Genomic DNA, 14697 nt, shown 5'->3' with positions numbered 1-14697 from the left:
TAGGGGAATCAATATATGAAAAACAAACTAAAATTTAAAAAATACGCTTTCCTCACTTTGATTTTCATACTTGTGTCTGGTCTTTTCATAACACCTGCAATTGCCAATACTGCTACCGCCAGTAGCGAGGAAGACTCTGAAAACAATAATAGTGGCGGTTTCTTTATTGAGAGCGAAAAGGTAGATGGGCAAATGGACTTAGCAGGATCTCTTCTTGGCAAAGTAAGAATTAAGGAAGGCATTATATATGGACTGACCATTACAAAGGTTCTTGACACTGGTAAGGGACAAAAACCAATCGTGATCAGAATCACATCACCTGGTCCGGTTAAAGTTAAAAATCTTTATGCAGAAACAATTGGCGGGGCTCCACCTAGTGTTGGGGGAATCTGTAAGCCTAGCAACGTTGGATGGGTATGTTTAACAGACGTCGTCATGAAGGTTTCGGAGCAATCTGTTTCGAACATTTCTCTACCAAATACCAAAATAGAAGTGTGCTATAAAAGTGAATGCGGCAGTTTGCCAGATTATGATCCAATGACCAAGGAAGAACTGGAGGAACTGCTGATTAAAAAGGAAGAGCGGCAGAGCATGCGGAATCAGCTCAAAGACAAACTTGAAAGTGAAAAGGATAAACTTGCACTAGCCGAAGATATCCTAAATAAGGCAAGAAAAACATATGAAAAAGTAAATGGTGGCTTGCAGTTGGATGAATTAGAGAATCTGACAGGTGAGATTAGGGATTTAATAGAAGAGGATATTACAGATGGTGTTACGGATAGGCTTGATAAGCTAGTTTCTTTGACAGGGAAATTAGAAAAAGAATCTGAGGCATTTGGGATGGTCTCAGGAACATATACAGAACTGGTAGATCAAGCTTTCCAGTTAGTAGAAGACCTTGATGATAATCTGAAGGCTATAGAAGGGGAGATTACAAAACTGACCGAAAACAACCTAGCAGAAAGTGAAGAGAAACAGGAACAGGTAAAAATTGCTGCTGCATTATTGGAGAGCGCCAAAGGAAATACGGATCAACAGGAAAAAATAAGTATAGATACGATACAAAAGAACGTTGATAATTTAAAGAAAGAAACAAAAGAAGTAAAAGAAAAGGTTAATAGCTTGAAAGCAAAAGAAAAAACGATACAAGAAAAAACAAAAACATTAACTGATAACATGAACAACCTCAAAACTACTATTAAAGGAACAGTGACAAATGAAGTTCAGGAAAAATCAGGATTAAGTAGCAGTGAAGATGATCAAACAATTGATGGTGCCGAGATAAGCAACACTGAAACGAGATCAGAAGCTGAATTAGCAACGAAACCAGAAACTGAATCAGAAACGAAATCAGAAACTGAATTAGAAACTGAGGGTAAACTAGAGAGAGAATCTGTGACGGAAGTGGAGGACGTACCAGTAACAGATTCTGGAGCTGACACCGGTTCAAATGCAGAAGCTAGCGAAGAAGATTCACCTGAAAATAGCGAGTCCAATAATTCCGATGATGAAGATTCAACAGAACTGGAGGATGTGATCGATACTATTTTTAAATTATTTTAGTATGTGTTCGAAAGTCACCAAATTTCATTTGGTGACTTTTTGAATATCCTCTCTTAAAGCCCTAATGTCTTGTTTGGAACTTTTATTTTAAAAGAGAATGCATCGTTTTTAGGATTGAATTGTTCGACCTTTACCTTGAAATTACTTTTCATCTCCATTTGGGTTACGGCAACATAGATTAATTCTTTGTTTGGGTCGACTGTTATCCATTCAGGCATAGGGTAATTCTTTTTTAAGTATTCCAACACTTTATTGTTTGGCAACTGCAACAGTCCGAGTGAAATATTTGTTGGTTTTAATATCATATCCCCATTTTCTTCTACTATCGGTTCTAATCGGATGGAAATCGGAATCTCTGTTTGGAAGGCTTTAATGGAGCCTGACATTTGTACATCATCTTCTAATGTAACGAAATAATCTTTTCTTTTACCCTTAAACAACTTTTCCATATAGGCATTTATCAATTGATTAAGGTTTGCCTTTGTTGTATTAACGGTAAACTCTGCGCCTGCCTCTTCTTCGATAAATTCTTTGTCTGGATCCTCCACTTTCGGTGAGGGTGCAAAAACCATTAGAAGAAGGACGGTGACGATAAATAAATTCAATCCAGCTAAACTATAAAATAGTCGCTTCCATGTAAACTTTTTTCGATTGTCCTTCATACAGTAACACCAGCCTGATCTACACTATTTTTATATCTAAGTACGTGCTTCAAGAAGTCGACCAATTTTAGCCGTCGCTTTTATCTTCAATTTCTGGACGAATATATTCTAGGATTCTGCTTGCCATCAATTGATACCCTGCATAATTTGGGTGGAAATTATCCTTGTAAAATACTGCTTCTTCATTATAAGATGAAAAAAGGTCGCTTGTTGGAATAAATGTAACCTGCTCATATTCATCTGCAACGCTTTGATCTGTTTTGTTCCAGTTATCAACGATTAGCCCCAGTTCTTCAATATCCTTAAAGTAATTAGCAAATGGGTTGTAAAATCCGATAAAGTAGATGGAAGCATCGGGATTAAGAGCCAACATTTTGTCTGCTATTTCTCGAAGTCTTTGCTTATAGTCGACTTGTTCTTTAACAAACTGCTCATATTCAAGGTCTGATATGTTTTCTTTTACTACCTTCATAATATCATTTGCACCAATGGTTACAAGAATAATTTCTGCATCCTTAATCGATGATGCAATCTCTTGTTTGTCTAATCGCTTTAGTAATTGATCAGAGCGATTACCACGTTTGCCAAGGTTTTCTATATTTACATCTTGTTTTTCTGTGGACAACCGGCTGTTTAGTATACCAACATACCCACCATTGTTTGTTGTGTCACCAACACCTTGTGTTAAAGAATCTCCTATCGCAACAATATCAAGGTTTTTTTTCAAAAAGAAGCCAACAGCGCCATCGACAATATTTTCAACTTTGTCTTTAATATCGTCAGTTAACGACTGTTTCTCAGAGTTTTCAGTTTGTTCCTCCTTAGAGTCTGTTTCATTTTGTTCTGCTTCCTGTTCATTTTGAGGTGTATTTTGTTTGGTGCGTAAGGATGTATTTGGATTCGAAATGTTTGTGCCTGAGGACAGGTAGTTGATGCTAACAAGGATTATAAAAATAGTTAAAAGACTAGCTGTGATCATCTTGATTGCCTGTTTCTTACGCATCTACATCACACCTAAATAAGTATAGTGATAAACCATTCCCGAATACATTGTAAAGAAAACATGCCTTTTGTTCAAATATATGAAGAGGATTTCTCTCTGTTGCACTTTTAGCGTTGTGATCTATACATAAAAGTGGGGTATAAATCTTTGCGATTTATACCCCACTAAAATTAAGTTATAAACCTATAGGTTCACGATTTGTATACCCGTTGCCACTTGATAGATGGAGCATGTAGGATCGTTTGTTAATCCTAAAAATGGCAATCGACTTTTGACAACAGCACCACGCTTTATACAGACTTTTGTTGTTTATTGTACTCGGATTTCGTTTCCATCTGTTTAAACCACCTGGATTTAGACGCCGTATAAATCGCTAGAGCAGTCCAGATAAAAGCAAAGGAAACGAGGTGTACATTCGTGAAGGGCTCATTATACATAAAGACACCAATTAGGAGCATGATCGTTGGTGCAAGATACTGTAAAAACCCAACCATTGATAATGGAATTCGCTTCGCCCCACTTGCAAATAATAATAATGGAACCGCTGTTGCTACACCAGCACCAATCAGTAAGGCTACTGTTGAGGTGAAAATAGTTGGCAGATTACCAGTTTGTACTTGGTTACCGACAAGGAAGATCAATGCAATCGGTGAGACGATTAATGTTTCAATCGTAAGCCCAAACATGGGACTAATATCAACGATTTTCTTTAACAATCCATATAACCCAAAGCTTAGTGCCAAAACAATAGAGATCCAAGGGAACACGCCAAAGTTTATGGTTAAATTGAGCACACCAATACTAGCGAAGACAAACGATACAATCTGCCAACGTGTAAGTCTTTCCTTTAAGACGAACATTCCCAAAAGTATACTAATAAGTGGGTTGATGTAATAGCCTAAACTCGCTTGGACGACGTATTCCGCATTTACTGCCCAAATAAATACGAGCCAGTTTACACTAATAATGAGAGAAGCTGACGTAATGCCGATTAATTTACGTTTGTCCCGAAGAATAACTTTACACTCTTGAAGAAATGCACGCCATTTTCTTACGGTAAATAGGATGATGATCATAAACAGAAATGACCAAACAATTCGATGCGCTAATATTTCCCCAGCAGGCACTGATTGAATGAGTTTCCAATAGATCGGGAGAAACCCCCATAAAAGATATGCCGCAGTAGTATAAAGAATACCAAGTTTATTTTCACTCATGTTCATCATCAAGCCCTCTTTTTGTTAAACTTTAGTAATGTGCTCATATGCAATAGAACTAGTTTTTGTTAAACTTTAGTAATGTGCTCATATGCAATAGAACTAGTTTAGATGGATTGAAATAAAAAATCAATAAGAAACGCTTGGAAACTCGGAAAGATCATACATGGAAAATGGGCAGCCACGAGACTACCCAATCCCCTTGATGAACCTATTCATGAATATCTCGTTTGACTTGTGCTACATCGGTATTACTTAGCTGCTTGGTGTTGTGGCCTCCGGTTGTCCTTGCGATATATTCCTTAGCCTCGTTATACGACATGCCGGATTGTGCGTTTTTTCTTTTTACTTCTTGAATGTCTGTTCCAACATTTGTAGTATTGTTGTTTTTCATGCGATCCCTCCTCGTATATATTTTGTGCAAAAAAAGTACCATGCATGATAAGAAGAATTATGAAAGTTGTCGATTGTCATATTTTGCTTTAATATGAGTATATATTTGGAAGGAACACAAGGGGGAGTAAACAATGAATTTTGTGCCCTATTTACTAGGGGTAATCTTATTTTTAAATATACTCCTTGCCGTAATGATCGTATTTTTGGAAAGAAAAGACGCTACCTCTACATGGGCGTGGCTAATGGTGCTCACCTTTGTGCCTGTTGTTGGCTTTATTTTGTATTTGATCTTTGGAAGAAGACTTAGCAATAAAACGATTTTCACATGGGATACAAAGAGCCGATTAGGTGTAAAAAAGGCAGTTCAAGCCCAGCTTCGTGCGTTAGAGGAGGGGAGCTTTTTGTTCAAGCACGAGGAGCTAATACCTTATAAAGAATTGTTCTATATGCACTTAAGAAATGACGATGCAATCTTCTCACAGGACAACGATGTTGAAATCTTTACAGATGGACAAGAAAAGTTCCGTGCATTAATCGAGGATATAGAAAGCGCAAAGGATCATATTCATTTGCTTTATTATATTATAAGACATGACCAGCTCGGACAAAAGCTCTCTAATATTTTGATAAGAAAAGTGAAAGAGGGTGTCCAAGTTCGTATTTTATACGATGATATGGGCTCTAGAAAATTAAGTAACAAATATGTGCGGAACATACAACAAGCAGGTGGTGAGGTGGAAGCGTTTTTCCCTTCTAGAATCCCTAAGCTTAATCTTAAAATCAACTACCGGAATCATCGTAAATTGGCGATTATAGACGGTAAGATTGGGTATATTGGTGGCTTTAATATTGGGGATGAGTACTTAGGATATAATGAAAGGTTTGGTTACTGGCGGGATACGCATTTACGTATTGTAGGGGGTGCAGTAAATCATATGCAAACCCGGTTTATCCTTGACTGGAATCAAGCTTCAAGACACGATATTCTGTATGACGATCGATATTATAAAGCGGAACCTTCTGGAGATGTTGGTATTCAAATTGTATCAAGTGGACCAGATTCAGAATGGGAACAGATAAAAAATGGCTATATTAAAATGATCTTATCTGCAAAAGAATATGTTTACATACAGACACCCTATTATATACCAGATGATAGCTTAGCTGACGCTATAAAAATTGCAGTGTTATCAGGTGTGGATGTGAAAATTATGATTCCGAGTAAGCCTGATCATCCGTTCGTATATTGGGCCACCCTTTCCAACATAGGAGAGCTTCTTAATGCGGGTGCGTCTGTTTTTATTTATCAAAATGGATTTTTACACGCAAAGACACTTGTCGTTGATGGGAAAATTGCATCAGTTGGAACAGCGAATATCGATGTCCGCAGCTTTCGGCTTAATTTTGAGGTCAATGCTTTCCTTTATGATCATAAAGTGGCGCAACAGTTAACGGACAGGTTCAAAGAAGATATTCTGTTATCCTCGCAGCTAACAGAAAAGCTCTATAGGAAACGCTCGAGTTGGATTAAAATGAAGGAGTCGATTTCTCGCTTAATCTCCCCAATATTATAAAACGGCATTTTTAAATGCTTGTGATGATATAAAAAAATAACCGCTTTTGCATTATGGCAAAAGCGGTTGGTTATTGTTATGTTACTTCTTCGTGTGTAATCCAATGTTGAGACCAGTCTTGAATATTTTTAATAACAGGTTCGAGTGCTTTTCCTTTATCCGTTAACATATACTCGACACGCACTGGAAAATGGTTATATATATTTCTTTCGATGATGCCTTCTTGCTCGAGCATTTTTAAACGATCGGAAAGCAATCTGCCGCTAACGGGTATTTCTGATTCTATTTCTGAGAAACGTTTAGCACCTTCAAGCAACTCAAATAAAATTAACCCAACCCAGCGTTTACTAAATATTTCCATTGCTTTTTCAAAACGAGGACACAATTCTTGCATAGAATCACCCCAATTACTCTCTACTATAGCTTAACAGATGTGAATAGGAAAGGATTTTTGTCCAAAAAAAAGATTGACCACAGTCCTTTGAGATAAGGAACTCCCATGCTTACTAAAAGTAACCCATAAAGTTAGGTTATCACATAATAGATAAACCGTAAATGGTAGATGTTAGGGTATCCTTCATAGCATGCTGTCGTGTATAATAGAGGACGGAATTCAAAAGGAAAGGTGAAACTGATGAGTATACTGTCTGTAGAAAACCTATACAAGTCATACGGGGAAAAGATTCTGTTTGATCATATATCTTTCACTATAGAAAGCAAGGAGCGGATAGGTTTAATTGGAGTAAATGGTACGGGTAAATCAACCCTATTAAAAGTGATTGCTGGAATCGAATCAAAAGACAACGGAACGATCAACCATTCCAATGATTTCAAGGTAGAATATTTGCCACAGGAACCGATGTTAGATGGTGATCTAACGGTATTAGAACAAATTTTTCAAGGGGATTCACCCATAATCAAAACAATGCGTGACTATGAGCAAGTCTTATCAAAGTTAGAAATGAATCCAGATAATGAACAGTTACAGGAGGAATTGATTGCACGCCAACAGAAAATGGATCAACTTGGGGCATGGGATATGAATACGATTGCAAAAACGATTTTAACAAAACTAGGTGTTGCATCTTTTTCTAAAAATATTTCACAGCTATCTGGCGGCCAAATGAAGCGAGTAGCCATTGCAAGGGCATTGCTACAACCTGCCGATCTACTCATTCTGGATGAACCGACAAACCACTTAGACAATGAAACAATTGAATGGCTAGAATCCTATTTGCCTCAATACAAAGGATCTCTTTTATTAGTTACACACGATCGCTATTTTTTGAACCGAATTACCAATCGAATTTACGAATTAGACAATGGTAAATTATATACATATGATGGAAATTACGAGATGTTTTTAGAGAAAAAAGCAGAGCGAGAAGAGCAGGAACTACTACAAGAGCAAAAGCATCAAAATACACTAAGGCGTGAACTTGAATGGTTAAGGCGTGGTGCGAAGGCGAGAACAACAAAACAAAAGGCAAGAAAACAACGGGTGGAGGATATGAAGGAAAGGAGATTTGCAACAGATGATGCATCCATTGCATTTCAAGTTGGTTCTTCTAGACTTGGTAAGAAAGTAATCGAAATAAGGGATATTACCAAACGTTTCGGTAATCATCATTTGCTAAAACCTTTTAGCCTTTTGATCGTTCCAAATGATCGAATCGGAATGATCGGTCCAAACGGATCTGGAAAGTCAACCCTTCTTAACATGATAGCAAATCGAACAAAGCCTGATACTGGGGTGATTGAGATTGGCCCTACTGTAAAAATAGGTTATTACACACAAGAACATCAGTTTATGGATGAGAACAGTCGGGTGATCGATTATATTAAGGAAGTTGCCGAGGTCGTTTATACTGCAAAAGGGGATGTAATTACAGCTGAACAAATGCTAGAAAGATTTTTATTCCCCCGACCCCAGCAATGGACATATGTGAAGCGATTGTCAGGTGGTGAACGGAGACGATTATACCTTTTGCGCGTTTTAATGGATGAGCCGAATGTGTTGCTTTTGGATGAGCCTACAAATGACTTGGACACGGAAACATTAAGTATTTTAGAAGAGTACCTAGATCAGTTTCCAGGGGTAGTTATTACAGTGTCGCACGATCGTTATTTTTTAGATCGGGTAGTGGACCATTTGATTGCCTTTGAAGGAGATGGGGTAACAAGGCACTTTTACGGTAACTACACACAATACTTAACAGAAAAGCAATTAGAAAAGAAAGCTACATCTGAAACAAAGGAGAAAAAAGAACCATTCGTGCCAAAGAAAAAACGTAAACTATCCTACCATGAACAAAAAGAATGGGACGGGATAGAGGATTCGATCAACCATCTTGAGGAAGAAACTGAGACAATTCAAACGAAGATTCAACAGGCTGGAAGTGATATCAACCTTGTTCAACAACTGTATCAGGAACAGGAACAGCTAGAAAAAGAGCTCGAACAAAAGATGGAAAGATGGGAAGAACTAGCCTCGATTGTGGAGCAAATTGAAAAAGAAAACGAATTCAAACAGTAAATTTTTGTCTATTGTTAGTTTTTGTGAAATAATAGAAAAAGAGATCATTTATGTATCTAACTATAGGAGGTAAAAAAATGGCAGAGAAAAGAATGTTAGCCAAGTACGCAGAATTAGCACTGCGGACAGGAGTTAATGTGCAGAAAAACCAAAAGTTAGTGATTAACGCACCAATAGATGGTGTAGATTTTGTAAGGGAGATAGCAAAACAAGCGTATGGACTTGGAGTAAAAGATGTACATATTAATTGGGCGGACGATACGTTAACCCTTTTAAGGTATCAGCATGTATCAGAGGAAGTTTTAACAAACATCTCGCAATGGCAAATAGACAAACAATTATCCTTTGCGGAGGAAGGTGCCGCTCTTTTATCGATCCGTTCAACCAATCCAGATTTGCTCAAAGATGTGGATCCTAAGAAGGTAGCAGCCGCAACAAAAGCTGGGGCACAAGCAATGAAAGAGTTTCGTTCCTATACAATGAATGATCGTATTCCGTGGTCACTTATCTCCATTCCAACAGGTGATTGGGCACAGAAAATATTCCCGAATAGTTCCAAGGAAGAAGCGATTGAACAGCTTTGGGAACAAATTTTTAAAATCGTTCGAGTTGACAAGGAAGACCCTGTAGCGGCATGGGTTGAACATAATAAAGGATTACAAAAAGCACGTGCATTTTTAAATGAAAAAAAATACAAAAAATTGGTTTATCGAGCACCTGGAACAGAATTAGAAATTGAGCTGCCGGAGGGACACATCTGGAAGGGTGGTTCTGCACATACGGAAGCAGGTATTCAATTCAATCCGAATATGCCGACAGAAGAAGTATTTACTTTACCACATAAATACCAGGTAAATGGAACTGTGTCTAGTACAAAACCTTTAATCTATGGTGGTAATTTGATTGATAACTTTAGTTTGACTTTTAAAGAAGGAAAAGTCGTCGATTTTACAGCGGAGCAAGGATACGATACACTAAAACATCTGCTAGACACGGATGAAGGAGCAAGACGTCTTGGGGAAGTAGCTCTCGTTCCACATGAGTCACCTGTTTCTACATCTGGACTGATTTTTTATAACACTCTTTACGATGAAAACGCATCCTGCCATATTGCGTTAGGTAAGGCATATCCAACGAACTTACATGGCGGATCCAAAATGAATGAAGAAGAATTGGATCAGCACGGTGTGAATGACAGTTTAACCCACGTTGATTTTATGATTGGTTCAGAAAAGCTTGATATTGATGGTATTACGGTTGACGGAAAATCAGAAGCTGTTTTTCGTAATGGTTCATGGGCACTAGATTTTAATGCTTAAATAGGTTGTAGTAAACAAAACATCCCACTGATTGATGCTGGGATGTTTTGTTTTTTCACCCTAAAAGTGCGTGTTTAAAAAGTCCTTTGAACACCCTCTAAAATGAGAGGATGATCTGGTAAGGCACAGTCATTTAACTCATAGTCCCCAACGTTTATTGAGCAAATTGCTATACCGATCGCAGCCCGTTTTTAACAAGAACGGCCTTTATCGTTGTGTAGCTAATGTCCTCTGGGAGTGCTTCCTTTAATGGTCTGAGTTTTTCTTCTGAAATCTTTTCCTTCTCTTGAAGGACGAGTTTTTCTATTTCGGAGTTGAAGAAAATATCCCAGTTTATTGTATGGCCTTCTTGAAAAGCTTTAAACAAATGGTTTTCAATCGTTCTCTCGTTTAAGCTTCTAGTATTCGCTATATCCGTTATTGTTTTTCCCTCTTGAAACATCTGATAGCTAATCGTATGACTTGATTCATTAGTGGATGAATCGAAGCCTGATATAGGAACAGATGTCACTGGTTCCGTATCGTTCGCTCGCTTCCATTCTCGAATCACATTAAGAAAGGCCTCCCCGTATTGCTCGTATTTTTTCATACCGACACCTTTAACCTGGAGTATGGATTCTTTTGTTGTCGGAAGTAGTCGACACATTTCTTTTAAAGTGGCATCGGAAAATAAGACGTATGGTGGAACACTCTCCTCGTCGGCAATTCTTTTACGAAGGGATCGTAATTCTTCAAACAATTCTAGGTTTTCATCGTTTGATTGTGCTGGTTTGATCGAGCCCACTTGCATCCATACTTGCTCTGTCCCTTTTAGAACTTTACCAGCTCGTGCTGTTAGTTTCAGTATTGGAAAGCGATCCTCACCGGTTGATAAAATGTTTTCCGCTACCAAAAAGTGAATGAAATTCGTAATATCCTTTTCCGTATGTGAGGACATTAAGCCATATGTCGATAATTGATCAAAACGAAATTCTCGTACTTTTTTATCTTTTGAACCTTTCAGTACTTTTGCTGTTAATCCAGCACCAAAGCGCTGCCCCATTCTTTTTACACAAGAAAGAACCATTTGTGCTTCTCTTGTTCGATCCTCTCTTTCACCATTTTCCATGCAATTACTACATTTATTGCAATCCCTGTCTAATCTGTCGTCATGGAAATAATCCAAAATAAAGGATTGTAAGCAACTGTGTGTGTGACAATAGTTAATCATCGCTTGAAGTTTCTGGTATTCATTTGTTTTATTTTGTTCATCCAAATTGGATTGTTCGATCAAAAACTTTTGCAGTTGGATGTCCTGACCAGAAAAGAGCAAGATGCAATCACTCGGTTCTCCGTCTCGCCCAGCACGTCCTGCTTCTTGGTAATACGATTCAATGTTCATGGGCATCGCATAATGAATCACAAATCGAACGTTTGATTTATCAATACCCATGCCAAAAGCATTTGTAGCAATCATAATCGTTTTTTCATCCTGAATAAACGCATTTTGTGCATTTTTCCGTGTTTCCTCTGTTAAACCAGCGTGATATTTCGCAACAGGATAGCCCTTTTGCTCCATTGCATGATGCAGCATGTCAACTTGCTTACGTGTTGACGCGTAAATGATTCCGGCCTCCTTGCGTCTCTTTCGTATATATTCAAAAGCAAAGTCTTTCTTATCTTGTCCTTTTACAACATGAAAGGATAAGTTTTCGCGAGCAAATCCAGTGTTAACAACGTGATCATCTTTGATTTGAAGAAGCCTTTTGATATCCTGGGTGACGTCCTTCGTTGCTGTGGCAGTTAAAGCGACGATTACGGGTAGATTTTTTAGTTTTGACAATGACGGGACAATGGATCGGTAACTCGGTCTAAAATCATGTCCCCACTGTGAAATGCAATGTGCTTCATCAAAGGCGATTAAGGACAGGTTAATCGACTGTAATGCCTCTAAAAAAAGAGGAGACTCAAATCGTTCGGGTGCAACATATATGAACTTGTAGCGGTTGTTTTTAAGTTGAACTAATCGTTCGCGTTGCTCTTCATTCGATAACGAACTATTTATATAAGTTGCAGGTATTCCTAAAGATTGAAGGGAATCGACCTGATCCTTCATCAAGGAAATAAGTGGAGAGATGACGACAGCAGTGCCATCCAAGGTTAATCCTGGAATTTGATAACAAAGGGATTTACCACCACCAGTAGGCATAATCGCCAACGTTTGGTTCGATTGTAAAATGGACTGAATCACTTGTTCTTGACCTGGTCGAAATTGATCAAACCCAAAATATTCTTGAAGTAATTGTTTTGCTTTATTTATGGTCATGGCCTGCTATTACTCCTAACATTTATGTTCTAATTACAATGGTACCATGTTTATGGAAAAATGAAATGGGGAAAATAGGTTTGCTGATTTTTGACCGCCTCTGTGAAAAAACAGCTTCTTCATAAAAAACAATCAACTAGTCCACACTAATACAAAATGTGAGCCAAAGGAGAGAGCATTGTGGTCGATTCGATACTGTCAGAAATCATGTTGATCGGTTTATTAGGGATAGGTTCTCAGTGGCTATCTTGGCGATATCGAATGCCTGCTATTGTCGTTATGGCAGTAGCGGGATTACTAGCTGGACCTATAGGACAGGTAATACAGCCAGAGCAAGATTTTGGCGAATTATATGAACCCATTATATCAATAGCAGTGGCAATCATTTTGTTTGAAGGAAGTCTGAACCTAGATTTAAAAGAAATCCGGGGGCTCGGTCGTCCTGTGCTACGTATCGTAACGATTGGTGCTTTTTTAAGCTGGTTATTAGGCTCCTTAGCTGCCCACTATGTAGCAGGCTTATCATGGGTCGTTTCATTTGTTATTGGCGGGTTATTTATCGTGACTGGCCCGACGGTGATACTTCCTCTATTAAGGCAGTCTAAACTAAAACCTCGTCCAGCAAAGATTTTGAAATGGGAAGGAATTATCGCTGATCCGATTGGAGCGTTACTCGCCGTATTTGCATTTGAATTTATCCTTTTTTTCACAAATGATGCTTTCGATAATTCGGCATTGCTATCTTTCTTTTTGGGAGCCGTATTTGCTATAGTTTTAGGATTGTTATTAGGCAAAGGGATCGGGTGGATGTTTGAAAACGGTAATGTTCCTGAATTTTTAAAATCCCCAGTAGTCTTTACGGTTGTCATAATCTGTTTTACCGTAGCAGATGAACTTGCCCGCGAAACAGGGCTTTTATCCGTGACCGCAATGGGAATGACGTTGGCTAATAGTAAAATTGCCTCAATAGAAGATATGCGGCATTTTAAAGAGAATATTTCGTTACTCTTACTGTCTGCTATTTTTGTTATGCTTACGGCTTCCTTAGATCGCTCTACACTATTCCAAATATTTAGACCTGAAATAATCGGTTTCGTCATTCTCATGCTATTTATTGTTCGACCATTGTCGATCTTTTTGTCAACGATAAACACAGAATTAACAAAAGCCGAAAAATTACTGGTCGGGTGGATTGCGCCTAGAGGAATTGTGGCACTTACTGTTTCCAGTTACTTTGCATCTGTTTTACTTGAAGAGGGGTTTGAAGATGCAGCAATAGTCATTTCATTAACGTTTGCATTAGTCTTTTTCACGGTAGTTGCACACGGTTTCTCCATCGGCCCACTTGCAAAAAGGCTTAATCTGGCAGTTGAAAGTCGACCAGGAGTACTAATAGCTGGTAGTAATCGCTTTACATTTGCACTTGCAGCATTTTTAAAAGACCTAAATGTGCCTGTAATGATTACGGATTCGTCATGGAATCGATTAAGAAAGCCTCGTCGGGCAGGTCTTCCATTCCACCATGGAGAATTACTATCTGAGCAAACAGAGTACCTTTTAGACATTACACCTTACAGCTACTTAATAGCCGCAACCGAATTCGACGCTTACAATGCATTAGTCTGTACGACATTTGTACCAGAATTCGGTCGTAACAACGTGTTTCGAATTAGTATTGAGGAAGAGGAAGTAGATCATGTGAAGGATCTTGCGAATACGATTGGTGGAAGAGTCCTGTTCTCCAAAAACAATTCATTAGAAGATGTAATAGATAAAATTGACAACGGTTATGTGTTTCGTAAAACAAATATAACAGAGAAATATGATTATGAACAGTATACTCAAAAACGTGAGGCAGATACGGTGCAATTATTCGCTCTAAAGCCGTCCGATGAAATAACATTTTTCACTGATGAAGGAGAAAGGAGTGTTGAAAACGGTGATGTTATTGTGAGTCTAAGTCCACCAGGAAAAGAAATCGGACAGATCAGAGAAAAGCTTGTCAAACAAAGGAATAATGACACGGATTCTGAGGATGCGTCCAAAAATAGAAATGAACAAGAATAAGAAATTAATGCATAGGTTGCGGAAACCTATGCATTAGGTCAAGAAACGGTTGCTT

11 protein-coding genes are annotated in these 14697 nt (G+C 38.2%); 5 read left to right on the top strand and 6 right to left on the bottom strand.

Annotated elements, in window-relative coordinates; translation table 11 throughout:
• Positions 1-15: 15 nt before the first annotated feature.
• Complete coding sequence (locus NC797_RS14735) at positions 16-1563, top strand: coiled-coil domain-containing protein (protein WP_272437573.1); 1548 nt, start codon at positions 16-18, stop codon at positions 1561-1563.
• 53 nt (positions 1564-1616) lie between these two features.
• Here NC797_RS14735 and NC797_RS14730 read toward each other — a convergent pair whose 3' ends face one another.
• From NC797_RS14730 to NC797_RS14715, 4 genes are all read right to left on the bottom strand, one after another.
• Complete coding sequence (locus NC797_RS14730) at positions 1617-2225, bottom strand: YpmS family protein (protein ID WP_272437572.1); 609 nt, start codon at positions 2223-2225, stop codon at positions 1617-1619.
• 67 nt (positions 2226-2292) lie between these two features.
• The gene (locus tag NC797_RS14725) at positions 2293-3228 is read right to left on the bottom strand and encodes an SGNH/GDSL hydrolase family protein (protein ID WP_272437571.1); all 936 of its coding nucleotides are present in this window, start codon (positions 3226-3228) and stop codon (positions 2293-2295) included.
• 290 nt (positions 3229-3518) lie between these two features.
• A complete protein-coding gene (gene rarD, locus NC797_RS14720; RefSeq protein ID WP_272437570.1) occupies positions 3519-4451 on the bottom strand; it encodes an EamA family transporter RarD in 933 nt (310 codons plus the stop codon).
• A gap of 205 nt (positions 4452-4656) precedes the next feature.
• A complete protein-coding gene (locus tag NC797_RS14715) occupies positions 4657-4839 on the bottom strand; it encodes a gamma-type small acid-soluble spore protein (protein ID WP_272437569.1) in 183 nt (60 codons plus the stop codon).
• A 133-nt stretch (positions 4840-4972) separates the two neighbouring features.
• Between NC797_RS14715 and cls the strand changes: the two genes are divergently transcribed.
• Positions 4973-6415, top strand: coding sequence for a cardiolipin synthase (gene cls, locus NC797_RS14710; protein ID WP_272437568.1), 1443 nt, complete (start codon positions 4973-4975; stop codon positions 6413-6415).
• Between the two features lie 76 nt (positions 6416-6491).
• Here cls and NC797_RS14705 read toward each other — a convergent pair whose 3' ends face one another.
• Positions 6492-6809 carry a winged helix-turn-helix transcriptional regulator gene (locus NC797_RS14705; RefSeq protein WP_272437567.1) on the bottom strand — a complete coding sequence of 106 codons (318 nt, stop codon included), beginning with the start codon at positions 6807-6809 and terminating at the stop codon, positions 6492-6494.
• Between the two features lie 240 nt (positions 6810-7049).
• Here NC797_RS14705 and NC797_RS14700 point away from each other — a divergent pair, with 240 nt between their 5' ends.
• Entirely contained in the window at positions 7050-8951 is a 1902-nt protein-coding gene (locus tag NC797_RS14700; protein ID WP_272437566.1) for an ABC-F family ATP-binding cassette domain-containing protein, read from the top strand.
• A 77-nt stretch (positions 8952-9028) separates the two neighbouring features.
• Positions 9029-10270, top strand: coding sequence for an aminopeptidase (locus NC797_RS14695; RefSeq protein WP_272437565.1), 1242 nt, complete (start codon positions 9029-9031; stop codon positions 10268-10270).
• A gap of 169 nt (positions 10271-10439) precedes the next feature.
• Here NC797_RS14695 and recQ read toward each other — a convergent pair whose 3' ends face one another.
• The gene (recQ, locus tag NC797_RS14690) at positions 10440-12575 is read right to left on the bottom strand and encodes a DNA helicase RecQ (RefSeq protein WP_272437564.1); all 2136 of its coding nucleotides are present in this window, start codon (positions 12573-12575) and stop codon (positions 10440-10442) included.
• 180 nt (positions 12576-12755) lie between these two features.
• Here recQ and NC797_RS14685 point away from each other — a divergent pair, with 180 nt between their 5' ends.
• On the top strand, positions 12756-14642 hold the full coding sequence (locus NC797_RS14685; protein WP_272437563.1) for a cation:proton antiporter: 1887 nt from the start codon (positions 12756-12758) through the stop codon (positions 14640-14642).
• Positions 14643-14697: the final 55 nt, after the last annotated feature.

The sequence above is a fragment of the Terrihalobacillus insolitus genome, from assembly GCF_028416575.1.
GTDB lineage: Bacteria > Bacillota > Bacilli > Bacillales > Amphibacillaceae > Terrihalobacillus > Terrihalobacillus insolitus.
Note: the sequence above shows the minus strand (reverse complement) of the source record. Positions and strands in the feature narration are given on the sequence as shown.

Bases quoted from the DNA above. Each gene is read 5' to 3' on its own strand.
- NC797_RS14735 (WP_272437573.1), top strand. From the start codon at position 16: ATGAAAAACAAACTAAAATTTAAAAAATACGCTTTCCTCACTTTGATT.
- NC797_RS14730 (WP_272437572.1), bottom strand. From the start codon at position 2,225: ATGAAGGACAATCGAAAAAAGTTTACATGGAAGCGACTATTTTATAGT.
- NC797_RS14725 (WP_272437571.1), bottom strand. From the start codon at position 3,228: ATGCGTAAGAAACAGGCAATCAAGATGATCACAGCTAGTCTTTTAACT.
- rarD (WP_272437570.1), bottom strand. From the start codon at position 4,451: ATGAACATGAGTGAAAATAAACTTGGTATTCTTTATACTACTGCGGCA.
- NC797_RS14715 (WP_272437569.1), bottom strand. From the start codon at position 4,839: ATGAAAAACAACAATACTACAAATGTTGGAACAGACATTCAAGAAGTA.
- cls (WP_272437568.1), top strand. From the start codon at position 4,973: ATGAATTTTGTGCCCTATTTACTAGGGGTAATCTTATTTTTAAATATA.
- NC797_RS14705 (WP_272437567.1), bottom strand. From the start codon at position 6,809: ATGCAAGAATTGTGTCCTCGTTTTGAAAAAGCAATGGAAATATTTAGT.
- NC797_RS14700 (WP_272437566.1), top strand. From the start codon at position 7,050: ATGAGTATACTGTCTGTAGAAAACCTATACAAGTCATACGGGGAAAAG.
- NC797_RS14695 (WP_272437565.1), top strand. From the start codon at position 9,029: ATGGCAGAGAAAAGAATGTTAGCCAAGTACGCAGAATTAGCACTGCGG.
- recQ (WP_272437564.1), bottom strand. From the start codon at position 12,575: ATGACCATAAATAAAGCAAAACAATTACTTCAAGAATATTTTGGGTTT.